26 protein-coding genes are annotated in these 21566 nt (G+C 39.9%); 5 read left to right on the forward strand and 21 right to left on the reverse strand.

Features of this window, described 5'->3' with window-relative positions; translation table 11 throughout:
• Positions 1-24: 24 nt before the first annotated feature.
• From ABIN91_RS15435 to ABIN91_RS15455, 5 genes are all read right to left on the reverse strand, one after another.
• Positions 25-573, reverse strand: a complete 549-nt coding sequence (locus tag ABIN91_RS15435) for a hypothetical protein (protein ID WP_348052120.1) — start codon at positions 571-573, stop codon at positions 25-27.
• Positions 557-1333: a hypothetical protein gene (locus ABIN91_RS15440; protein ID WP_348052121.1), complete on the reverse strand. Its 777-nt coding sequence runs from the start codon at positions 1331-1333 to the stop codon at positions 557-559. The genes ABIN91_RS15435 and ABIN91_RS15440 overlap by 17 nt, the downstream gene beginning before the upstream one ends.
• Before the next feature lie 58 nt (positions 1334-1391).
• Positions 1392-3755 carry a DPP IV N-terminal domain-containing protein gene (locus ABIN91_RS15445; RefSeq protein ID WP_348052122.1) on the reverse strand — a complete coding sequence of 788 codons (2364 nt, stop codon included), beginning with the start codon at positions 3753-3755 and terminating at the stop codon, positions 1392-1394.
• Between the two features lie 366 nt (positions 3756-4121).
• On the reverse strand, positions 4122-4400 hold the full coding sequence (locus ABIN91_RS15450; protein WP_348052123.1) for a UBP-type zinc finger domain-containing protein: 279 nt from the start codon (positions 4398-4400) through the stop codon (positions 4122-4124).
• A gap of 11 nt (positions 4401-4411) precedes the next feature.
• Positions 4412-5656, reverse strand: a complete 1245-nt coding sequence (locus tag ABIN91_RS15455; RefSeq protein WP_348052124.1) for an FAD-dependent oxidoreductase — start codon at positions 5654-5656, stop codon at positions 4412-4414.
• Positions 5657-6240: 584 nt separating this feature from the next.
• Between ABIN91_RS15455 and ABIN91_RS15460 the strand changes: the two genes are divergently transcribed.
• Positions 6241-6975, forward strand: coding sequence for a LytTR family DNA-binding domain-containing protein (locus ABIN91_RS15460; protein ID WP_348052125.1), 735 nt, complete (start codon positions 6241-6243; stop codon positions 6973-6975).
• A gap of 102 nt (positions 6976-7077) precedes the next feature.
• On the opposite strand, the gene ABIN91_RS15465 is transcribed toward ABIN91_RS15460, so the two are convergent.
• Entirely contained in the window at positions 7078-7239 is a 162-nt protein-coding gene (locus ABIN91_RS15465; RefSeq protein ID WP_348052126.1) for a hypothetical protein, read from the reverse strand.
• A 463-nt stretch (positions 7240-7702) separates the two neighbouring features.
• Between ABIN91_RS15465 and ABIN91_RS15470 the strand changes: the two genes are divergently transcribed.
• Positions 7703-8416 (forward strand): histidine kinase, encoded by a 714-nt coding sequence (locus ABIN91_RS15470; RefSeq protein WP_348052127.1) that lies wholly within the window; start codon positions 7703-7705, stop codon positions 8414-8416.
• On the opposite strand, the gene ABIN91_RS15475 is transcribed toward ABIN91_RS15470, so the two are convergent.
• Complete coding sequence (locus tag ABIN91_RS15475) at positions 8413-11406, reverse strand: lantibiotic dehydratase (protein WP_348052128.1); 2994 nt, start codon at positions 11404-11406, stop codon at positions 8413-8415. The genes ABIN91_RS15470 and ABIN91_RS15475 overlap by 4 nt on opposite strands.
• 316 nt (positions 11407-11722) lie before the next feature.
• On the opposite strand from ABIN91_RS15475, the gene ABIN91_RS15480 reads away from it, so the two are divergent.
• The gene (locus ABIN91_RS15480) at positions 11723-12589 is read left to right on the forward strand and encodes a glycosyltransferase family 2 protein (RefSeq protein ID WP_348052129.1); all 867 of its coding nucleotides are present in this window, start codon (positions 11723-11725) and stop codon (positions 12587-12589) included.
• Between the two features lie 21 nt (positions 12590-12610).
• Here the strand turns inward: ABIN91_RS15480 and ABIN91_RS15485 are convergent, their stop codons facing one another.
• The 13 genes from ABIN91_RS15485 to ABIN91_RS15545 all read right to left on the reverse strand — a co-directional run bounded on the left by ABIN91_RS15485 (position 12611) and on the right by ABIN91_RS15545 (position 19426).
• Entirely contained in the window at positions 12611-13846 is a 1236-nt protein-coding gene (locus tag ABIN91_RS15485) for a serpin family protein (protein WP_348052130.1), read from the reverse strand.
• Between the two features lie 77 nt (positions 13847-13923).
• Positions 13924-14310 carry a VOC family protein gene (locus ABIN91_RS15490; RefSeq protein WP_348052131.1) on the reverse strand — a complete coding sequence of 129 codons (387 nt, stop codon included), beginning with the start codon at positions 14308-14310 and terminating at the stop codon, positions 13924-13926.
• A 68-nt stretch (positions 14311-14378) separates the two neighbouring features.
• The gene (locus tag ABIN91_RS15495; protein ID WP_348052132.1) at positions 14379-14594 is read right to left on the reverse strand and encodes a hypothetical protein; all 216 of its coding nucleotides are present in this window, start codon (positions 14592-14594) and stop codon (positions 14379-14381) included.
• 28 nt (positions 14595-14622) lie between these two features.
• Positions 14623-15006: a DoxX family protein gene (locus ABIN91_RS15500; protein WP_348052133.1), complete on the reverse strand. Its 384-nt coding sequence runs from the start codon at positions 15004-15006 to the stop codon at positions 14623-14625.
• A gap of 54 nt (positions 15007-15060) precedes the next feature.
• The gene (locus ABIN91_RS15505; protein ID WP_348052134.1) at positions 15061-15552 is read right to left on the reverse strand and encodes an SRPBCC domain-containing protein; all 492 of its coding nucleotides are present in this window, start codon (positions 15550-15552) and stop codon (positions 15061-15063) included.
• A gap of 10 nt (positions 15553-15562) precedes the next feature.
• Positions 15563-16057 carry an SRPBCC domain-containing protein gene (locus tag ABIN91_RS15510; protein ID WP_348052135.1) on the reverse strand — a complete coding sequence of 165 codons (495 nt, stop codon included), beginning with the start codon at positions 16055-16057 and terminating at the stop codon, positions 15563-15565.
• Positions 16054-16488 (reverse strand): SRPBCC family protein, encoded by a 435-nt coding sequence (locus tag ABIN91_RS15515; RefSeq protein ID WP_348052136.1) that lies wholly within the window; start codon positions 16486-16488, stop codon positions 16054-16056. Before ABIN91_RS15515 ends, ABIN91_RS15510 begins: the two co-directional genes overlap by 4 nt.
• Complete coding sequence (locus ABIN91_RS15520; RefSeq protein ID WP_348052137.1) at positions 16478-16966, reverse strand: SRPBCC family protein; 489 nt, start codon at positions 16964-16966, stop codon at positions 16478-16480. Before ABIN91_RS15520 ends, ABIN91_RS15515 begins: the two co-directional genes overlap by 11 nt.
• On the reverse strand, positions 16950-17288 hold the full coding sequence (locus ABIN91_RS15525; protein WP_348052138.1) for a metalloregulator ArsR/SmtB family transcription factor: 339 nt from the start codon (positions 17286-17288) through the stop codon (positions 16950-16952). Before ABIN91_RS15525 ends, ABIN91_RS15520 begins: the two co-directional genes overlap by 17 nt.
• A 182-nt stretch (positions 17289-17470) precedes the next feature.
• Positions 17471-17899, reverse strand: coding sequence for a VOC family protein (locus ABIN91_RS15530; RefSeq protein WP_348052139.1), 429 nt, complete (start codon positions 17897-17899; stop codon positions 17471-17473).
• 35 nt (positions 17900-17934) lie between these two features.
• Entirely contained in the window at positions 17935-18474 is a 540-nt protein-coding gene (locus ABIN91_RS15535) for an SRPBCC family protein (protein WP_348052140.1), read from the reverse strand.
• 18 nt (positions 18475-18492) lie between these two features.
• Positions 18493-18876 (reverse strand): DoxX family protein, encoded by a 384-nt coding sequence (locus tag ABIN91_RS15540; protein WP_348052141.1) that lies wholly within the window; start codon positions 18874-18876, stop codon positions 18493-18495.
• 40 nt (positions 18877-18916) lie between these two features.
• Entirely contained in the window at positions 18917-19426 is a 510-nt protein-coding gene (locus ABIN91_RS15545; RefSeq protein WP_348052142.1) for a DinB family protein, read from the reverse strand.
• 98 nt (positions 19427-19524) lie between these two features.
• On the opposite strand from ABIN91_RS15545, the gene ABIN91_RS15550 reads away from it, so the two are divergent.
• Positions 19525-20523 (forward strand): helix-turn-helix domain-containing protein, encoded by a 999-nt coding sequence (locus ABIN91_RS15550; RefSeq protein WP_348052143.1) that lies wholly within the window; start codon positions 19525-19527, stop codon positions 20521-20523.
• A gap of 108 nt (positions 20524-20631) precedes the next feature.
• Positions 20632-21141, forward strand: coding sequence for a hypothetical protein (locus ABIN91_RS15555; protein ID WP_348052144.1), 510 nt, complete (start codon positions 20632-20634; stop codon positions 21139-21141).
• A 52-nt stretch (positions 21142-21193) separates the two neighbouring features.
• On the opposite strand, the gene ABIN91_RS15560 is transcribed toward ABIN91_RS15555, so the two are convergent.
• Positions 21194-21529 (reverse strand): hypothetical protein, encoded by a 336-nt coding sequence (locus ABIN91_RS15560; RefSeq protein WP_348052145.1) that lies wholly within the window; start codon positions 21527-21529, stop codon positions 21194-21196.
• Positions 21530-21566 lie beyond the last annotated feature (37 nt).

Here is a 21566-nt window from a genome sequence, read left to right on the forward strand (position 1 = left end):
TATCAATTGGTAGTTTAACGGCGCTTAACCCATGGGATCTGCAAATTGTATTGGATATACATATTTCAGGTAAAGGAATAAAAACACCACAGATATCACCAGGATCATTAGTCCGATTACCGCTGTGTTGATTTTTAGGCCATCTTTCCCAACCTCAAATGAAGATATCTGCGCGGCCGGGTCTTGTTTAATTATTTCTGTTGATACCTGCTTTAATTTTATACTTTCCGTAACTATCTTTTCATGTAAAGTAAATTGCTTATACGATAAAATCAGGCCCATAAGCACTATAATAATAACGATAAAAAAAATAATGATACTGCTGCGATATTGCCAATCAAACACTCGCATTAGATGGCCAAAACTATACTGTTGATATTTTTTCTGAAATGCCGTATCTACGTAGTTTGAACTTGTTTTGGATACCTTACGAGCTGTACTATCATCTTTAGCTAACTCATTGTGCAGCTTTTTAAATATCTCTTTTGGCGAGTTTTGGGCAACAGCCGCATTGATATAAAACATACAAACGAACAAAAGCAACAGGCCTGGTATACTAAATTTCCTTTTCATATATTTTTTTAAGCGCTTTTAAATATTTTACCCTACATTCAAGTATTCTATCAATATTATGATCGGGAACCTCGCTGTTTTCAAATGATTTATACGCATCAAGAGTATATTCTCTCAATTCATCGGTGTTACTTAGTTTCATAATTATATCAATATATAAATCAGCCTTTTTACGTTTCTCACTCAAAGTTGGAGCGTAACTTACTAAAGGAGGGATGTTAATTCTTAAAATTTGCATCCGAACCGAAGAATCTGTAATAGCGATCGTTGAATCAAACACCAACTTATGATTTGTTAGTAATTTGCTTGTTTCAGGATAAAGTTTTTTAAACGAAGCCGTATTCTTCAGCATATCGCTTAATGTAGCCGGCTTCTTACCATAAGGTGAAACCTTCACCGTGATTTTTTTTATAGTTGTTTGAGCCGTTTCAAGCTTAACATCTTTCAGTGTTTTGATGAAAGTGCCTTTTGGGTCGGCCGTGTTCCATAACTCAATATCTTTTATTAGGCCATAATAATTCATTTCTAACCATAAATAATAATTATCAGTTCGTAGTTGGTTAGCAATATCAGTTGCTCTATCAGCCCTGTTAGTTTCTGTTTCTAGTTTGTTTGATAATAAATAGTTTTCTTCCGCATTAATTTTATTAATATTCTCATTTCTAATTAACCGTGATATACTATCAATATTTACAACATTTTGAGCTTGTGCGCCACATGTTAATAGAGTAAAGCAAATAATAAAGTATACTGGTTTCATAATTAAGCTTAGTAAGCTAATATACTTTAATTATTTTTTTTTCTGAAATATACTTATATTACTGTACACCAATCTTTATCAATGGGTTACGAGGATCAGGCTTCGTAACCAGTTTATATTCATTAGGCGGTTCAACGCCCAGTAAATTTTTTACAAAATAATCCCATCTGCGGCGCATCATATAAGGCCCGTACTCCAAACCATAACCATGGGCACTATTCGGAAAAACTACCAGATCATAATTCTTATTAGCTTTCTCTAAAGCCTCAACAACCAGCAAAGTGTTTTGCGGCGGTACATTATCATCCATCAAACCATGAACAAGCATCAGTTTGCCCTTCAGGTTTTTGGCATATTTTTCATTGGCTTGCGAATCATAGTCCGAATTAGCAGCTAAACCATTATAACGTTCGCCCCAATCATCCTCATAATTGCGGTTATCGTGGTTTCCCGATTCTGATATCCCTACCTTAAAAAAATCAGGATACCTGAACATCGCCGTAGCCGTAGCAAAACCACCTCCCGAATGTCCCCAAATACCCACACGTGTTGTATCCATGTAGCTGTATTTAGCTGCTAATTGCCTGATACCTGTTATCTGATCCGGTAACGTATTCTCGGCCATATTACCATAGCTCATATCATGAAAGCTTTTAGATCGGAGTGGGTTGCTGGTGCCTTCCAAAACAATAACCACAAAACCTAATTCGGCCAAGGCCTGGTGATCGCCCCTCGAAGCCATAAAGCCCCAGTTACCACCCACACTGCCGCCTTGCGGACCCGGATATATATAATCAATAACCGGGTACTTCTTATTCGGATCAAGGTTGGTAGGCGTGAACATCAACCCGTAAATATCGGTAACACCATCATGTGCTTTAACCGAGAATGGCGTAAGTGGTTTCCAGCCCGTAGCGCTTAATCGTGATATATCAGCCTTCTCCAACGTGCTGATCAACTTACCATTCCAGGCACGTAATACCGTAACAGCGGGTAAATTTGGCTTAGAGTAACTATCAATAAAATATGCACCCGATGGCGATAAAGTAACCGTGTGGTTACCCGCCTCCGGCGTTAAAACGGCAAAGTGCTTCCCGTCAAAACCAACTTTACAAAGCTGACTGAAATATGGATTCTCTGGCTCACGGCCAACCGTCATAAAATATAGCATCCGGTTCTTTTCGTCAACGTTAAGTAGCTTGGTAACCACAAACTCACCTTTGGTTATCTGGTTCTTTAATTTGCCGGTTAGGGCATCGTACAGGTACAAGTGCCCCCAATTATCACGTTCCGAAAACCAGATGATCTCATTGGTTTTAGCCAGATAGCGCCAGTTGATACTTCCCCAGCCCGATTCGTATTGCGTTTTTACATTCTCCTCAAAAATCTCCCTAACCGCGCCTGTAGCAGCATCCGCGATCCTGAATTTTTCTTGCTTATGATCTCGCGATGTAGAAACAAAAGCCAGCTGCTTCCCATCTGCCGACCAATCATTATCATCAAACGTACCACTGCTTGATATATCATCACTCAAGGTAGCCCTGTGAGGATCAGCCGGAATCTGCAGGTTGATCACCTTCGGCTCATCCACATTGATTATCACCCGGCTTATCATGGCTATTTCTTTATCACCCGGTAAGGGGTATTTCCACTGCTTTAAAGTGGGCTTACCAACTTCGGTGCTAACCAGGTACATATCGCTTATGTTACGCTGGTCTTGCTTAAACGTGGATATCTTTTTAGAATCTGGCGACCAAGCCAAAACAGGTTTATCACTATGTTTCCAACCCGCGTTATCGGTAGCATAACCAAAATCTTTAATGCCGTCGGTTGTTAGCTGGGTTTCCCGCTTGCTCTTTACATCACGTACCCACAGGTTGTAATCTTTGATAAAAGCTACCTTGGTACTATCCGGCGACCCCACAGTAGCGTTTATGCCGCTACGTGCACCACGCCTGCCACCGGTACCGCGTTCGTTACTGGATTTCGGAATACTATCTCGTGTCAAGGTATAAGTGGCCAAATCGCACTTCCATTGCCATTCATCAATCTTAAAAGTAATTCCCTTACCATCTGCCGAATAACTAAACGTGGTAAAAGGCAGCATCGTAGCCGTATATCGTTTACCCGCCGCTACCGAAAGTGCTGACGCCAGCTTCTGCTGATCAAAAGGAGCGGAGCGTGTGCCCTTGGCGGGATTGATCAAAACAAACTCGCTGCCCTGCGCCGTCATCACCCTGTACCAAAAGCTATCGCCAGCCAACCAGTTAGGCTTAACAGTCGAGTGATCTATAAGTGCTTCGGTATTGTAGGTAAGCATGCGCTCGGCACGCTCATAATCCTTCGCGGTTACTACGGTTTGCTGTGCATGCGCACCAAAAACCAAAGCCAGCGGAATGGCGGTCAACAAAAATTTATTCATGGAGGAATAGTCAGTTATAAATACCAAGGTAAGCACAATTTTTAAAGTGTGCCACTTGTATTATAAGCTTTACAAAACCGACAGAAATTTAGACACCTGTAATTATCATTTTCACAACAGACACTAACGAATAAGTCATAAAGTCATGGGGATTTATGGGTGTTTTTCTTTGATTTCTCAACCTAAATTATCAAATTCATAATTTTATCGAGCTTAATAACTTCCAAAACCCCAGTGATTTAAATAACAAATTATGGGTATTTATGGGTGTTTTAAATAAACCATTGAAAGCCTTATATCTGGCGTATTTCAATCAATACAATATCGTGAAAATTAACCGAATTTGCAATAAGTATAACGTTCAATTTACGCATTATACTCCACAAATGCCTCATCCACATAACACCACAACCAATGCTCCCCAACCTCGGCCGAAGCCACAACCGGGTGACCTTCGGCATGGTAATGCTTGGTCATATGTGTTTCGGGCGAGTCATCACAGCAAAGTGTAACACCACAGGTTTGGCAGGTGCGCAGGTGTACCCATTTGCCATTATGTTTAATGCATTCTTCACACACATGGCCATCGCCAACGGTAACTTTGGTTAATGATTTTAAATGCTCACAAAGTTCTTGATTCTTCATAGGATAAATGTTTAAATAGAAGCCAGGTATTGGTGCACCTGCGTAACCGCCATAGCGCCTTCGCCCACGGCCGATGCCACCCGCTTAACCGAGTTAAAGCGCACATCGCCCGCCGCGAATGATCCCGGCACACAGGTTTCCAAATGATAAGGCAACCTGTCAAGCTTCCAACTCGCCTGAAACTCCGGGAACTTCAACAGATCGCTACCCGTAATTAAATAGCCGTTAACATCACGTATAATGTCATTCGCCGCCGCCCATTCAGTATTGGGGTTACCGCCAATGCAAATAAACAGCTTGCTTGTATCGTGCCAGCTCTCAGTTAAATTTTTATTGTTAAATATCTTAATACAGCTCAAGGTATCATCACCTTCAAGCTCTTTTACCTCCGAGTGGTACATCACCTCAATATTAGCTATTCCAGCGATGCGCTTTACCAGATAGTCTGATAACGTATCCGACAAGTTCCCTTTCCTTATTACCATAAACACCTTCCGTGCAAAGCCCGAAAAATACGATGCCGCCTGCCCGGCCGAGTTACCGCCGCCAATTATATAAACATCCTTACCATGGCAAAAACAAGCCTCGCTGGCGCCCGCGCCGTAGTAAATTCCCTTATGCAAAAAACGCGTTTCATTAGGCAGGTTCAGCTTGCCATATTCCACACCTGTAGCGCAAATATTGGCCTTTGCTACCAATGTGCCGCCGCCTGCAAGGTTTACATGTATCTTATTATCATAAAAACTACCGTTGATGCCTTCGCGCAACAGCAATATCTCAACACCAAATTTCAACGCCTGTTGCCTTGCCCGTTCGGCAAGTTCGGCGCCGGATATTCCTTGCGGAAAACCCATATAGTTCTCGATCAGCGAACTCGTTCCCGCCTGTCCGCCAATAGCCGATTTTTCGATCAAAACCGTTTTCAACCCTTCCGAAGCCGCGTAAACCGCCGCGCTCAATCCCGCCGGACCGGCACCATAAATACTCAGGTCATATTCCTGGTAGCTGGGCTTATTGATCCATCCCAAATGGCTGGCAACTTCTTCCAATGTAGGGTTACAAACCAGCACCCCATCCGGAAACTCAACAGTAGGGTAGTTGCCCGCGTTGCGGATAACATCCAGTTTATTAGCCGGTATATCATTGGCCTCATCCAGGTCAACCCACTCAAAATCAACCACACTGCGGTTTAAAAAATCACGTATCGGGTACATTTCCGGCGAATCCGGGCTGCCATATAATTTAAGCTTGTTCATGATGTGCTAATATAATAATTTGAGATTGCTTACACCACCTAACTCACCATAACATCAAAATAAGCATTGGCACAAGGTATTTAACCACACATTCAACAAAAATACGCTGAAGAATGACTGTACAGAAAGTTTATTAGAAGGAACGAGTATAATATGCCAAAGACACCATAATGTAATAGCTTTTTGAGAAGGTAACACACTTAAAAAGCACTCCTGTTAATTTAAAACACTCAAAACCAAATACATTATAAAACAAGGCTAAAAACAATTCGCTTCTTTCTGATATCAAAAAATAAATACCGATATTAGAGCTCAAATTTGATCATTGTAAAGCTGACCTTGCAATATCGGCTTGAGTGTCTATGTTTAAAAGTTTTAACGTTTTATTTTATTAAATATTCATTGTATTTGAGTATTTACTATCAAAATCAATTAAACTTACAATAACTATTCAACTCATTAAGTACTAATTTGTAATAATAAAGGCTTTAAGGAACGTCTTCCTTGTAATAAGGGAAATCGGGATAACCCTATAACAAAGTTTATTACAGCCTGATTGTTTATTAATTTTTTGAAGCAATACTATGCTAAATTGTTATGTTGTAGATGATGAACTACACGCGCTAAATATCATATCAGATTACATCGCCCGAACTCCAAATACTAATTTAGCAGGTAAATGTGATGATCCGGTGGCGGCCCTGCAAGAGATAAACGATATTATGCCAGATATCGCTTTTGTAGATATTGAGATGCCTAACATATCCGGTTTGGAATTTAGTAAACTTGTACGGAAAGAGATATCTATTATTTTCACAACCGCGTACCCTAATTTTGCTGTTGATGCATTTGACTATGGCAGTTACGATTTTTTGTTAAAACCCATTAAGTACGAGCGCTTTTTAAAAAGTATACAAAAGGTAGCCGAAATACGCAAAAGTTTAAGCCTGAGCCAAGAAATATTACCTCATTCTCAAAAAGATCATATTTTTATCCAATCGGGCCTTAAGGGTCAAATGATCAGGATCAATCTGGAAGATATCATTTATATCGAAAGCTTAAACAATTATATCGTCATCCACCTGAGTAATGAAAAATATATCGTTTACCTTACTCTTAAAGAGACCATTGAAACACTGCCTTCCAATTGGTTTAGCCGTATTCATAAATCTATCATCGTAAACGATGATAAGATCAAATCTATCGAAGGTAACCGGGTAATTATTGATGATAAAACAAAGCTGGCCATAGGCAGCACCTACAAAGACTCTTTTCTCGAAAAAATATCTAAAAATTTGGTAAAAAGAAAATTGTCGTAGTAACACGATGCCAACTTAAATACCCGGAGGTAAAACCCCCCGGATAATTTAACTAAACATTACATCCAAATTGATTTAATTAAATAGTTTAAAGCTGTTTTGCTACATGGTTACAGTAGTTAAAGTGCTTACGGTAACAGTTGTTGGGTCGGTATCTCCAACGGTCTTTGAAGGATACACGGCGTCAAATTTGGTAGTAAAGTTTTTGAATCTGAATAGTGATTTTGTTTTAGGTTCAAGTGATTTTAAAATGTTTTTTCTCATAACGTTTTTTGTTTGTTATGAGAAAATTACTTCGTAAGTGCCTGTTACAGAACTTTATTACATCAACATATTGATTGGGTGGTTATACAAAACTATTTACATGGTATTTCAAAATTTAGCATCTATAATTGGCCGGAACGGTAAACAAATATCTGCCCATATTGCGGTTTGGTGCGCGTTCATGTGTTATGAAATATCGTTTATCTTTCTGCTTGGTCTTCCGCGGCAAACCTTTGCCGATTACTTTTGGGGGTACGTTTCAAACATCACTTTATTTTACGTGAATGTATGGTGCCTTGATTTTTGTTTCATACAAAAAAAGGGTAGGCGGTACGTATACATCATTTTAATATTGGTCGAGTATGTTGTCTATTGCTTCTCGCATTTTCTTACATCTCAATTACTGCACAATTGGGAAGTGCCCCATAGTGTTTTCGTTACAAAGCGATTCTATTTGCAGAGTATGTACCGCAGTGTATATTTTATAGGCTTTAGCGTAGGTTATTGGTTTGTACGCCAGTTATTACGAAGCAATGATTTGATAAACAGAATGGAAAGCCGGCACCTGCTACAGCAAAAACAAAGTGCCGAGCTGGAGCGTAACTTGTTCAAGGCTAAAAATGCCTATTTAACATCGCAAATAAACCCGCACCTGCTGTTTAATACGCTTAATTTTATTTACAGTAGTTTGTACGAAGTTTCCAAAAAATCGGCCGAAATAGTTGTGTTGCTATCAGATATGATGCGTTACTCCCTTACCGAAATTGGCGAGGATGGCAAGGTTGAATTATACAAAGAAGTTGAGCATATCGAAAACATGGTACAACTAAATCAGGCTCGTTTTAATGATAAACTGAACATTGAAGTTTCCCTGAGCGGTGAGTTTGAAATACGGGTTATCCCCTTGGTTTTTTTAACTTTTATTGAGAATATATTTAAACACGGCGATTTGAGCGATCCCGCGTGCCCCGCTAAGATCAACATCAGCTTCCACAACAACATACTCGATTTTTACACCTCTAATAAAGTGCGTAAAGTAAATATCAACGGCGGGCATGGCATTGGGGTTGAAAACTCAATAACACGCTTACAAATGGCTTATGCCGATAGGTTTGAACTAAAAAACGAAGTTGTGGATAATCAATATATTACCAACCTTGTAATTGATTTCAACTAGGGTATTGTACAGGTTTGGCGCGCCTGTACCGATCGTTCATACTTTAACATAAAATAATAAACCATCATTTCTTGCTTGCGCGAATCGGTAACGAACAAGCGGTTTAAGTGCATATGTACCAGGTCAGAGATCCACTTATCTTTCCATTTACTTTTAGCGCTTGTGGCTTGCTTTAAGTGTGATAGTGATTGGATAAACAGTTTCCTGGCTTTAATTAAATTGCGATCCTGATAATAAGCCACATCGTTTTTTCTTACCCATTCAATAACAGTTTTTTGCTTACGAAACTCGGTATCAAGCTGGTATTTCAAATCACCGATCGAACTAAACTCATTCGAAAAAGAGGTAAATACATGCTCTAAAAAGGCAACCAGTGATTTACCCTCAAGCCCCAGCGCCAACAACATATCATTTACCGATATCATTGCAAACTCAAGTATCTGCTTGGCATTCACAATGCCCGAATGTTGCTTTAAAAATGTTAATATAAAATTGCTGCTGGCATAAAATACATTTTCAAAATGGGCCATATAGCTAATACTATACCTTTCCAACTCACGCTCATAAGTATCAATAATATAGTTGCTTACCAAGCCAGTGTTTACATAAGTGTTTAAGCTGGTATTCAAAATATTTAATACTTTTTGGTGCTGCTGCGGTTCAACTTTTAACCTCAGGCGAATATGATACCCCGGGTCAACATATCGGATAAAAAACCATTCATTAACTAAATTGCTTTTTTTGAGCTTTTTTAAAGCGCCGCCAATAACATCGGCTAGTAACTCGTTTGAGCGGATGGAATGGCAATACAATTTCAGATACAACCATTCGCTGCCAGGGATAAATTTCCGGTTATCAACTTTCTCTTCTGTTATCGGGCTGGTAAGGGGCCGGTAAACCTGTTGTGTATGGTAAATAGAAGCTATAAACTGGTTAACCTGTGGCTGGCCGTATTCATTCACCACCACTGGGTAGGCTATTGATGGCAGCAAATACTCCTTAATTGTTATTTGTTGCAAACTTTTTATCGTATCTAAAAAGAATAAAATGTCCGGCTCACTATCCAGATCAAAAACTAACTGATGATCGGCCTGCGTTAAGGCTATATACGCCGGTAATTGTAATTCTATCCTGATTTCTTCAAATAGGGTAACCTTGCTGCTTACATCAGCTTTAAATACAGCTTTAAAAATATCTTTTTTAATGTTCCAATAAGCTAATTGGAGTATGGTATTTTTATACTCAACTCTGGGATAATAGTTTAAACCCGGAAAATACTGACTGAGGTTAATACCAAAGTTTGATTTTATATCTGCCTTTTGCAGATCGCATAGAAACCGGAATACGGCCAGATCATTACGGGTATAATTAAACGCGGAACTTAACCGTGGAATAACCCGTTTTCCATGTTTTTTTGATTGAAGGATGATCTTACCGTTAACAACAGATACCCACAGATCTGATAACAATATTTGCTGTTCAGCCGGCATGGTTGATTGTGTAAGCACAGGTATCTCATAAGAATAAATGTGTTCGCGCCTGTCAATATTGGCTGTTTTATCATGACAAATGTGGACTATTTCGGCAAAAACAACTTCAGGGTTGTGCAGTACCTCATTCGCGGCCATATCATTAGCAAGCTGCTTTATCGCTTGGTCAAAAGGAGTAAAGCGGCCTATCAATGCCGATGCACAGGGGCCGCCTGCGCTTTCAATAAAAACTTTATCATCAACCACCCTAAACATTACCGACATACTGTTTGGACGGCTGGCATCGTCTTTCTTTAGTACTTTCAAATCTTCATCTGTCAACACCAAGGCCGAGTTGGGTTTACCCGCCGTTTTCCACTTATTAAACAGCAAAGTATGAACATTACCCCAGGGCAGGGGCCGGCTTTCTAATACGGAAGCATTAGCTATGTTCTTTGCTATGTTTACATCATCCTCTTCAACAGCAAGGTTACCATAACCAACCCCAACTTCCGGATCCAGCGCCAGGAGCAAGGGTATAGTTCGGCCATCGAATTTTTGAAGAAAACTTTTTTTAAATTCCAATAAACCGGCAAATTCAGCTATAGGCGTAAGCAGATCAATACAATGCAAACCATCAATAATATCCTGCTGATAGCGCTGTGCTAACTTGGCATTGGGCAGGTTTACGCCCAAATTAACATAAAAATCATTGCTTTGGAGGCTAACTTCTTTACCCGGAAGCTTATCAAGGTCGGCAGCAGTATGTATTTGAGTTACCCGATCAAAAATATGTTTAACCGATTGATCAGGGCGTTCATACAACACCCTTTTCAAATAATCTTGTCCGGTAATATTAGCTTCCAGATGTTGCGATATAATCTGCTTATCAATTAACCATTGTATGTAAGTATTGGCTTCGTTATCAGTACAATCGGTTTGCTGGCATACAAATTCCGCTATTTGGGGTAGCATATGCCATGCGTCCAGATATTGCAGCATCTTCTCAAAAAAACGATCGCCTTTAAAGCTGTCTATTATAAACTCAGTTTGGGTATTGTCATAATTTGATCTGATGAAACGGTATTCGTTGCCAGCCTTGTAAATGGCTGCAGAGAGCTTGTATAATAATCCATCAGTACCCTTATTGAGTAAGGTACCGGCATACTCAATACTTTTAGCATAGCTAAACTGTATATGCGGTTTAAGGTTATTGTTGCTCAGTTTAATATCGGTTGTATCCAGCCCCCATAATAATGAACCAAAAGCCGAGCATATACCAAATGGCGTAGGTCGGAAACACATCCTGTTAAAGTATTTTTTTAAGGTCTCAACGGCTTTTTTATCAAGCTTGTCCAAATCAAAATTTGCTTTTTCCAACTCATTGTAAAACACTTCGCTCGAAAAGTAAATAGCTTTCCTGAAAAAGGATTGTTTTAAAACCTCTGTAAGATTATTTTCTGAATAACTGTAAACTGGCGTTCTTAACAGTAATGTTGAATGGAAATGATGGGTCGACATTTAATCAATATGGTTTATCCAACTGGGGTTTCTAAAAATAGATAATATTGGGCTTAAATCATTGTTGTTTATTACATTATAAATTTCTCTGATTAATTAAATGTAACAATATATGTGATTTAATATTTCACCATGCGAATGTGGGTATTCACCATGTGAAACTGGGTGATTGGTATAAAAAATTTACCAAATGCGGCATTAGTATTGAAATTACACGAAAACATAAAACCAGCTGCTAATGGTTGCTTACGCGGGTTACAGCTATTATTACTTATTGAGATGATGGATTCTTACTTCCGGGTAATTTAAGTTTGGTATGCCGAAAATATCTGTAATAGTACCAAACTATAATCACGAACGCTTTCTGAAATTGCGAATAGAAAGTATTTTGAACCAAACCTTTCAGGATTTTGAGATCATTATATTGGATGATTGCTCAACCGACGATAGCAAACAGATAATTGAGCAATACCGTGGCAACCCCAAGGTTACCAAAATAGTTTACAACCAACAAAACAGCGGTAGCACATTTAAACAATGGCAAGCCGGAATTGCTTTGGCCAAAGGCGAATGGCTCTGGATAGCCGAAAGTGACGACTATGCCAAATCAGATTTTTTAGAATCGTTAATACAACTAACCGAGGAGTATCATAACGTAGGCATCGCGTTTAGCAACTCTTATAAAATTGACCAGGACCGGCAAACAGAAGCGTTACCCGAGTATATAACATCATCATATAAACACGGAATAATTGAAGTTAGGGAGCGCTTATGCCATTATAATATCATTACCAATGCAAGCTCATGTATCATCAGCAGAGAAATAGCCGCCAAGGCATCAAAAAATTTGCACAAATATAAAGCCTGCGGCGATTGGATATTTTATACCCGCATACTACAGCACACCAATCTCGCTTACTCTCCGCGCAAGTTAAATTATTACCGCTGGCACCAAAGCAGTGTATCATTCAGCGCATCAAAAAGCGGTGTTTATGTAACCGAAGGGGTGAATGTGATGGATAATATTGATTATAATATGGTGGAGTTTTCGCTCAGGGAATTTATGTCCTTGTGTAAAGGCTGGCTCAGTAAAATAGGCAGTTTAGGGTTCAGATATCGGCTAAAGCCAACGCGTGTTGTATTGTCTGCCAGTCTTAAGTATTGTATCGCCAAGATGTACTGATAACCACCATTTAATATATAACTAATTACCCGTTAATAACGGATTGTTAACCATCCCGGCAAATAATATCAATCCTGTTTTCATTTCCCGTATGGCAAATATAAAAGGGTGATCAATAAGGGTTTGCACCGGTGCCGAGGTAGTAGAAACACCTATCGAAGTTACCGCCGCGGCTTCGGTACCATCTTCGTTAACATCAATATAGGTTTTATGCTTTACTTCGCTTATCATTAAGCCACCATTAGCATTAATGCGGGTAAAATCGGCATTAGGTGTAAACGCTACCCCCATGCCAAGCGTGGTTAAAGGCTGTTTAAGTGTTGCCTTGTCGGCAAACTTAAACTTCGGAATAATAACCTGGTTATTGCCTGCATGTAATTTTGAAATCCAGTTTTGCCATTGAACAGAATCAAGACTGGCAGCTACTTCCTTTACCGATTTGGTAATTGGCATTACCATCACCATGCTGTATTTTTTGTTATGATAAGGTAGTTCTAAAATACGTACATCCTGATCGCTGTAAGTTTTGTTTTCTACCGTTGCGCTCATAAAATCAGCTTGTACGGCTGTGGTGCCATTGGTATAAAATGCCTGCTTATGAGTATTGCTTACATCAAACTTTTGGTTCCACGCGCTTTTAAAATAAATGGCATTAATCAAAAACATAACATCGTAGGGATTTATTTTATCAATAATGGATGGTATTTTGCCTTTGGTTTGATCACTCACCCATTGGTTTATCACATCAAGTGTGGCAGGTGAGCTAAAGTCGGCGGCCTGTACCTTGGCCTGATAATAATTACTATTGGTTGCTAAAAACTCAGGAATAACACTAAAGGTTTGCTTGTACCAAATTGAATTGGCTATGTTAATTTGTGTCTGCGGATCGAGCTTTGGTAAATCGGTAATCAACTTACTATAATAGCTGTTTACTTCGGCTTGTGTAAAACCGTTATAGTTCGTGGTGCTGTTAATGGCGCTCAGAGTTTGCCCATTACTACCATTATTTAGCATGCCGAACGCGAAATTTACACTGAGTGGCGATACCAGTAAATTGGCCGTACCCGTATTGCTTGCCGATAAGTTTTTGAATAATTTGAATGTAAAACCATTATCGGCCACAACTCTTTGCTGCTCGGCAAGGTTAAGGTTCAAATCCATACCCGGATCAGTGGCTATATCGCCAGTGCCTTTTTTGCACGATACAAATACTGTTAATGTAATAGCTAATGACCAGAGTAGATATTTGCTTTTCATAAATGTGAGGTTTAACTGGGTTTATTGCCAATACGCAAACTCCGGTAAAAACGCTACAAACATTTTGAAAAGTAATATTATTTCTGCTCCATCACAGATATGATATTTCCGGCCGGATCTGTAAACCAGGCTATCAGCGGGCCTCCGCTGCGAAAAATTCCTTTCTCATCTGTTTTAAAATTGGCTTCGTTGTAGATGATGAATTTCACACCGGCTTGAGTCAACTCTTCTACAGCGCTTTCAATATTACTAACCGGAATATTGAGAATGGTAAAAGTGGCCGGTGTATGATTTGGCTTGGGATAAATAACCACATGCGCATTATCAGACAGGTAAAGGTTCAAAATGCTCGGCATCTCGGGCACTTCCGTAACTTTTAAACCTAAAACCTCGCTGTAAAACTGTTTCGCTTTTGCGGTATCGTTTACAGAAAATCCGCTGAATGGCTGGCCGTGCTTGAACATAGTGTTGTGGTTAATTGGTGATATTATTATAGAACGTTTGGACTATGGTTTGGTTTTGCCTCTTGTCGTCATGTTAAAACCTCGGCATAAAAGCCGAGGTTTTTTAACAGTTCAATTAAACACGATGGTGATATATTACCCTCATGGCATTTAATCCGGAGTATATTATCGCAATCTTCCAGATCAAAGTTTGCTTTGTAATTGGTATAGGCATGGTGTATCCGTTCAACTATCATGTTTGCATGATGTGGTTCGGTAACGTTGGTTTTAAATACTTCTACCATAATTAATTTTAAGTGTTATTAGTTCAAATTACTTTGATTCGAACAATGGTTTATATTTATCACGATAATAATAAGCGATAAACAGATCGGCTATGATTAAAGCTATCGACACCGGAACGCCCGATGGTTCAATATATCCATGGAACAAGGCAATATTGATCAGGATTGGGAATATGATTATCGCGGCAAGGGCGTTAAAGCGACCGGTGATAAACAATATACCACAAACAAGTTCAATAAATTTCACAATATTCATAATGTTTGCCAGGCTGATACCCGCCATATAAGTTGTAGCAGCACCAGGGGGAGGCGCAGGCATTTTATGTGCGGCTACCATGTAAAAATAACTAACAGAGCCAACAAGGAGCATTAGCCCTAACAGGGAACGGACAATAATGTAAGCAATTTTCATTTTTTTAAGGTTTAATTTAAGTGAATTAGTGATTATAATATCTAATTTACGATTTTAACGCTGTGCCGTCAATACAGCAAGGTTATCTAACATTTGCCCCCAGCTTTGGTAAGCGCCGGTACGTTTGGCTACAACCTCTGATGCGGTTTGGTGCAAGGTAAGCTTTGTTTTATTATCCTGTTCTTCAAACGTGATGGTAAGCAGGGTTTCTTTTGGCCATTCCGGGTCCATACCTATAACGGCAGGTTCAACAAGATTCCCATGTTCATCAGCCATGTTCATGGTTTGAACAATTTTGCTGTTGGATACAATTTCTAAATAAGTGCCTTTGCACCAACATTTATAACCCGTTGACGTAGTTATGCACGAGTAATAATTACCGCCCTCGCTAATATCGATCTCAATAAAATTGATACTACAGCCATTTGGCGCATACCATTGTACTAATTGCTCCGGGTTTGTCCACGCCTTAAACACAAGGCTTACAGGCGCATCGAATATATGGGTGATCAGGATATCGTTATCGTTCTGAATTACTGTTGGCATGATCTCTAATTTACTGAATTGAAGCTAAATATTCATCAAGAACCAGGAACGAACCGGCAAAACCACCTTGCATAGATTGCAGATTCTCGGCAAATGATTTCTCTTGCTCTGGTGTAGCATTTATTGGCTTGCCGCGAAGCGTTAATGTAGTTTTACCATTGGCCTCGGTCAATAAAAACTTGTTTAATATTTCCAGCGGCCATTCGCCCATTACTGTGAATGGGTTGGAAGTAATTCCACCCGCTTCATCAGAAAAGGAATTAACGAACGACATGCTATCATACGGGTTGATCTCGTGATAAACAAACAGCCCCCACATAATGCTATTGTTAAAATCCATTTTATAATGGAACCTGCCACCAGGTACAAAATTAAACTCGGCAACAGTAATTTTGCTGCCTTTTGGCCCCCACCATTGGCTAAGGTGTTCGGCTTGTGTCCATACTTTAAACACTAATTCTTTCGGTGCGCTAAACTCGCGTGTAATTACTAATTCTGCACTCATGGTTTCATTCTATTTAATTCCGCGGCCAAACGATCAAAGTTTTCCTCATTTGCTGGTATTACTATTGGTTTAACAGTTTGGTATTCTTTGGAATTGGCAAACTCCATTGTAAAAGTAACTTTGGTTTTGTCGCCTTCCTCTTCAAACAAAACGGTTACTTTAAATAGGGGGTTGGTAATACGGTCCCAAACTAGTTTTTCATTTGTTATGATCTCTAAAAAAAAGCTTTCATTTTCATAATTCCCGCCCTGGGGGCCATGCATAGTTAGCTTCCAATGGCCACCCACCTGTAAATCAAATTGATGAATGGTATTGGTAAAACCCACCGGTCCCCACCAAACGGCTAAGTGCTCTGGCTCGGTCCACGCACGGTAAACTAAAGCACGTGGTGCATCAAATACGCGGGTTGTAATAATGTGGTTATCTCCCATCACTCATTTTTATTAATTCGGCTTCCAATTTGTCAATAGTTTGGTTACCACCTTCAATAGCGCCGTATTCTTTAACCACCATATCACGTTCTTCGGCAGTTTGGAATACGCTCTTCATCGTAAGGTTGGTTTTACCGGCCACATCCTCAAAGGTTACAGTCACATAAAAACCCCGGTCATCCGCCTCGCCCGAGCCATGTTGATAGGCCAGGTACGATGGGCGTACCACATCTTCATACACAATCTGGTTTTTAAAATCGGTACCATCTGGCCCATGCATAATAAAGTTCCATTCGCCGCCGGGGCGCACATCATGGCTTAAAAAAGTATTGGTAAAGCCGGTTGGGCCCCACCAGTTAATTAAATGTTCGGCATCGGTAAATGCATCAAATACCAGCTCGCGCGGTGCGTTTAGCAAGCGCGTAATAATGATCTCCCTGTCGGTTGTGTCGTTTTGTGGTTTACTTAATTGTGTCATCTCCTTTATTTTTACTTTGTAATTCTTTCAAATAAACTTCAAGCGAATCGAGCCTTTGTTCCCATTGCTTGCGGTATTGCTCTACCCAGTTTGATACTTCGCTTAAGCCATCCAGCTTTGCTTCACAGTAACGCTCCCGGCCCTGTTGTTTAACTTTTATGAGGCCACACTCGGTCAGTATCTTAATGTGCTTATATATAGCAGCCCGGCTCACATCAAAGTTCTCGGTCACCGAGTTAATATTAAGCGACCGGTTAGCTATCATGTTTATGATCTCCCTGCGCGTTGGATCGGCTATGGCCTGAAATACATCTCTTCTCATAAATATGAAACCTTTTGGTTGCTAATTTAAATGAAACCTTTTGGTTGCGCAAATATTTTTTTAATATTTTCCTGATGTTTAAAACGTAGGGGGATGACAATGAATTAAAAACGTTAATTAAATACCGCTAACATAATTTTTCTTCTGAAAACCATGTTAGCGGTAAAAGGAGAGGCAGGCTATTATTGTTCGTTGTAATCGTAGTTAACCATCCATCGAACTCCAAATTTATCAGTCCACATACCAAAGTATGCTCCCCAAAACATTTTTGCCAGGGGTTGAGTAACCTTGCCGCCTTCCGAAAGGCCATAGAATAATTTCTCAGCTTCGGCCTCGCTGTTTGCAGCTAACGATAAATCAAAGTTATTGCCTGGGATAAATTTATGCCCTGTTGCCTCCAGAGCATCAGTTGCCATTAATACATTACCGTTACCCATAGGTAAAGAGATGTGCATTAGTTTCTCGCCATCCTCGGCTGATAGTTTACCGGGTTCCATCGTGTCTTTAAAGCGTTGGATCACGCTAAACTCGCCACCGAAAATTGATTTGTAAAAATTAAACGCTTCTTCGGCCGTGCCGGGGAAGTTAAGATACGGATTGATAATTGCCATGATATTTAGTTATTATGTTATTGGTTCAAATTATGTTACTTCTCTAAATAGTCTTTTAACCGGCTTAAACTAATCTCCAGATCACCGCCTAATAGTTTGTCCATTTTCATTATGACGAGCATAATATTCATAGGGTATTTGTAGGCGCCGCTCATACCCCAGGTCACTTTAGTTTGTGTGGTGGTTATGGCATCAGTGGTCATAAAAATATTGGCTATCCCCGCAAAGGGACGTATAAAACGGATCTCGGTATCCAAACGTTGGCTGTCGGTTATTTTTTTTATCTCTTGCTCGCCCTGTCCGGCTTGTTTGTTTTGGCTGTCCCAATAAGCAATGAAGCCCACCGTGCCATCTATGCCCTTGTAATCCTTTTTAGCGTCAGGGTCCATTGTCCACCATTTGTTATAGTGATCCTGGTTCTTTAAGTATTTGATAAAATCAAAAACCTCCTGCTGAGGCTTATTGATGACGATTTGCCGTTCGATAGCGTAATCTTTACGACTAAACGCTGCTATAATTAACAGCAAGACTACCAATCCTACAATTATTCCGATAATAATAATGACGATACTCATATGATTTTATTTAACGGTTTATGATTGAATTGTTACCGATTGATACTTTTTCCAGAAGTAGTAAGTAAGCAAGGTAAATGCCAATATGATCAACGGTGCGATCATCATCCCAATGGTATCGTTAACAAAATAGTGCGACATGGACGCTCCAATAAAAGTGCATACAAAGCCAGAGTATGCCCACTCTTTAATTGCGTTAAACTTGGTTTGCAGGATAGCTAATGCTCCCAATAGTTTGGCAACACCCCCAATAATTAAAAAATACATAGGATAGCCTAAGTGCTTCAGAGCATCTTGTCCGGCTTGCTGCTGGGTTAGGCCGCCCATGCTATCGGCAAGCATGGCTAATACAAATATGGATGTGAGTATCCAGTAAGTGATCTTGATTGCTTTTGTGCTCATAATTTATTGGGGTTTATATATTAAAGTTAATATTGTAATGTTAACTGGCAAGTCTCTCACAAATGTTTTTTAGCTGCTGCAAATGCCTTATGGTGTGTGTATTGGTAAATGCTATGGCTTCGGCACGGGTGATGTGGCCCGATCCGGGGAACTCAAACATCACGCAGGTTTTGGTAGGATCAAGCGTTTGGATAGCGTTAAGATAATCTGCCTTGATTTTTTGCAATGTATCGATAAGTTCCTGCTTGTCGTAATCTTTTTCTTCGGGACGTATAGACTCTGGTGATTGAAACTTCGTATCGAAATTTAAAAACATGGCACGCAATTTGGCTACATTCTCTTCAAAATCACGATCAGTATCTTTAATAGGGCCGTTTAATAATTGTACAGAACCACCGGCTGATAAAATGATGTGCTGCACATCTTGTCCGGCGGTCCAGCTCCCCGCAAAGGGTATTTTATTGATATTTTGCTGTGAGATAGTTGACAGTACCTGTAACAAACTGGTAAACGTTTGGTCGGCTTCTGTAAGGTTTGCTTTAATATCCATAACTTGGTTGATTAGTATAACTCAAAGTTAAACCAGGGCCATGGTTTTTGTGCTTGCCTTAAAAGTCAACTTTAGGGGGGATTTGAGACAATTTTTTTATGTTTACAAAACAAATCACAAACCGTATGATACAAGTAGGTATTTTAATAACCCGGCAATACCGTTTATTAAGCGTTGCCGCGATACTGGATGTTTTAGAAACCGTAAATACGTTTTATCAACAAAGCGCTGATCCACAGCCATATCACATTAGTTTGCTGCATTTGGAGAGTGACAGTGATAAATTTAGTACACCTTATTGGGGATATGAAACCCGGTCAATACATCAAACCGATGCGATGCAACTGATCATTATCCCTGCATTTAAAACCGAAGATATTAAACAGGCTGTTGGCGATAATTATCAGTATATACCCTGGTTGCAACAGCAATTTGCCGCCGGTGCCGAAATTGCCACCGTTTGTACAGGTGCATTTTTACTGGGTGCTACCGGTTTGCTTAACGGCAAAAGTGCCACCACGCATGTGGACGCCTGTAATGCCTTCGCTAACGCCTTCCCGGCAATTGATTTGAAGGCAGATAAAACCGTAACCTGCGACGGAAGATTATACACCAGTGGCGGTGCTACATCATCGTTCCACTTGTTATTGCACCTCATTCATCAGCATTGCGGCAGGGATATAGCTGTGCGTACAGCTAAAATTTTCGCCATTGACATGGACAGGGAAAACCAGGCCTATTTCAGCACCTTCCAACCCATGCGCGGGCATACCGATAATATTGTGGCCAGCACGCAGCAAAAAATAGAAGCCAGTTACCAGGATACGGGTACTATTGAAGAAATGATAAAAGATATACCCGCCAGTCGCCGTAACATTGTGCGCCGCTTTAAACAGGTTACCGGTATAACACCTATTGAATATTTACAACATACCCGCGTTGAAGCCGCCAAAAAGCTGTTGGTACAAACCGCGCAACAAATGACGGAAGTGATTATGAACAGCGGTTACAGCGACCCAAAGGCTTTCAGGAAGATATTCAGAAAAACTGTGGGGATGACGCCATCGGAATATAGGGAGAAGTTTTGTGTAAGGTAGGATAGAGGCAAGAATCAAGACTTGGTTATGTTGCTATTAGGTGAGATTGTGTAACTCTCTTATTTTATGTATGTTTACTTGACCTGATTTTAAAATTAAACCTACACAATGAAGAAATTATTGATCATTATTACTGTATTGATTGGTTTGACTGCCGGGGTGCGGGCCCAGTCGACAAGTTTCCAACCTTTTAAACTGGATGTAGGTGCTGGATTTGATTTTGTATCTAAAAACTCAGTTTCATTCATCATAACTGTTGAGCCTCATTACCGTTTTGCTGATGTATTTGCTTTAGGGCTCCGGTTCCAACAGATGACAAACCTGAGCGCGACTAAATACAATATTGGTTTTGATAGTTACGCATCACAATGCCTGAGCGGCGATTATTATGTTACCGATACCAAACAAAAACTGATGGTATTTATTGGTGGCGGGGCCGGCGCTTTTGAAGAGCAAATTAATAACAGCGATACCGAAATTGCGCATTTTGGCTATTTCCCGAGGATAGGATTGGAGACAGGGCGTTTCCGCGCATCGTTGGAATATAATGTTACTGGTGGTACCAAAAACTACTTTGCCATAAATGCTGGCATCTTTTTTTGGGGTAAGCGCAAATAACAAAAAGCCTAAGGCTTGCAGGTTGTTGAAGGCAAGCCTTAGGCTTTTTAATCTACTTATGTACCTCACGAATAATATTCGCTATCAATTGTTTTTGATCGCGGTTTAACGAATCAAGCTTCACACCATCGTTTAATTTATAGGTTATACCATCCAGATCACGCTCGGCGGTTATTTTAGTTCCATTTTTTTCGAACTGGATGTGGCTGTGCTTAGCCATACTTTTAATGGAGGTATTATCCTCGCTGAAAGCGATCTTACCATAATATTCCATTGTTGTTTTATTGCCATTGTTGTTAATACTCATTCTTACATGCGGACCTGGCTTACAGGCTGCAAATAAAATAACCACGGCGAGCAAGATCTGTAATTGATTAGCTTTTTTCATTTTAATTATTTTTGTTAAAAGCAAAGCTACTATAAAA

The sequence above is a fragment of the Mucilaginibacter sp. genome (genome assembly GCF_039921305.1).
GTDB lineage: Bacteria > Bacteroidota > Bacteroidia > Sphingobacteriales > Sphingobacteriaceae > Mucilaginibacter.

Excerpts from the sequence above, each read along its gene's own strand:
- ABIN91_RS15530 (WP_348052139.1), bottom strand. The coding sequence starts at position 17,899 with ATGGCAATTATCAATCCGTATCTTAACTTCCCCGGCACGGCCGAAGAA.
- ABIN91_RS15470 (WP_348052127.1), top strand. The coding sequence starts at position 7,703 with ATGTACCGCAGTGTATATTTTATAGGCTTTAGCGTAGGTTATTGGTTT.
- ABIN91_RS15485 (WP_348052130.1), bottom strand. The coding sequence starts at position 13,846 with ATGAAAAGCAAATATCTACTCTGGTCATTAGCTATTACATTAACAGTA.
- ABIN91_RS15550 (WP_348052143.1), top strand. The coding sequence starts at position 19,525 with ATGTTTACAAAACAAATCACAAACCGTATGATACAAGTAGGTATTTTA.
- ABIN91_RS15540 (WP_348052141.1), bottom strand. The coding sequence starts at position 18,876 with ATGAGCACAAAAGCAATCAAGATCACTTACTGGATACTCACATCCATA.
- ABIN91_RS15510 (WP_348052135.1), bottom strand. The coding sequence starts at position 16,057 with ATGAGTGCAGAATTAGTAATTACACGCGAGTTTAGCGCACCGAAAGAA.
- ABIN91_RS15435 (WP_348052120.1), bottom strand. The coding sequence starts at position 573 with ATGAAAAGGAAATTTAGTATACCAGGCCTGTTGCTTTTGTTCGTTTGT.
- ABIN91_RS15455 (WP_348052124.1), bottom strand. The coding sequence starts at position 5,656 with ATGAACAAGCTTAAATTATATGGCAGCCCGGATTCGCCGGAAATGTAC.
- ABIN91_RS15505 (WP_348052134.1), bottom strand. The coding sequence starts at position 15,552 with ATGCCAACAGTAATTCAGAACGATAACGATATCCTGATCACCCATATA.
- ABIN91_RS15450 (WP_348052123.1), bottom strand. The coding sequence starts at position 4,400 with ATGAAGAATCAAGAACTTTGTGAGCATTTAAAATCATTAACCAAAGTT.
- ABIN91_RS15465 (WP_348052126.1), bottom strand. The coding sequence starts at position 7,239 with ATGAGAAAAAACATTTTAAAATCACTTGAACCTAAAACAAAATCACTA.
- ABIN91_RS15545 (WP_348052142.1), bottom strand. The coding sequence starts at position 19,426 with ATGGATATTAAAGCAAACCTTACAGAAGCCGACCAAACGTTTACCAGT.
- ABIN91_RS15480 (WP_348052129.1), top strand. The coding sequence starts at position 11,723 with ATGCCGAAAATATCTGTAATAGTACCAAACTATAATCACGAACGCTTT.
- ABIN91_RS15520 (WP_348052137.1), bottom strand. The coding sequence starts at position 16,966 with ATGACACAATTAAGTAAACCACAAAACGACACAACCGACAGGGAGATC.
- ABIN91_RS15440 (WP_348052121.1), bottom strand. The coding sequence starts at position 1,333 with ATGAAACCAGTATACTTTATTATTTGCTTTACTCTATTAACATGTGGC.
- ABIN91_RS15460 (WP_348052125.1), top strand. The coding sequence starts at position 6,241 with ATGCTAAATTGTTATGTTGTAGATGATGAACTACACGCGCTAAATATC.
- ABIN91_RS15535 (WP_348052140.1), bottom strand. The coding sequence starts at position 18,474 with ATGAGTATCGTCATTATTATTATCGGAATAATTGTAGGATTGGTAGTC.
- ABIN91_RS15445 (WP_348052122.1), bottom strand. The coding sequence starts at position 3,755 with ATGAATAAATTTTTGTTGACCGCCATTCCGCTGGCTTTGGTTTTTGGT.
- ABIN91_RS15495 (WP_348052132.1), bottom strand. The coding sequence starts at position 14,594 with ATGGTAGAAGTATTTAAAACCAACGTTACCGAACCACATCATGCAAAC.
- ABIN91_RS15515 (WP_348052136.1), bottom strand. The coding sequence starts at position 16,488 with ATGGGAGATAACCACATTATTACAACCCGCGTATTTGATGCACCACGT.
- ABIN91_RS15475 (WP_348052128.1), bottom strand. The coding sequence starts at position 11,406 with ATGTCGACCCATCATTTCCATTCAACATTACTGTTAAGAACGCCAGTT.
- ABIN91_RS15490 (WP_348052131.1), bottom strand. The coding sequence starts at position 14,310 with ATGTTCAAGCACGGCCAGCCATTCAGCGGATTTTCTGTAAACGATACC.
- ABIN91_RS15560 (WP_348052145.1), bottom strand. The coding sequence starts at position 21,529 with ATGAAAAAAGCTAATCAATTACAGATCTTGCTCGCCGTGGTTATTTTA.
- ABIN91_RS15500 (WP_348052133.1), bottom strand. The coding sequence starts at position 15,006 with ATGAAAATTGCTTACATTATTGTCCGTTCCCTGTTAGGGCTAATGCTC.
- ABIN91_RS15525 (WP_348052138.1), bottom strand. The coding sequence starts at position 17,288 with ATGAGAAGAGATGTATTTCAGGCCATAGCCGATCCAACGCGCAGGGAG.
- ABIN91_RS15555 (WP_348052144.1), top strand. The coding sequence starts at position 20,632 with ATGAAGAAATTATTGATCATTATTACTGTATTGATTGGTTTGACTGCC.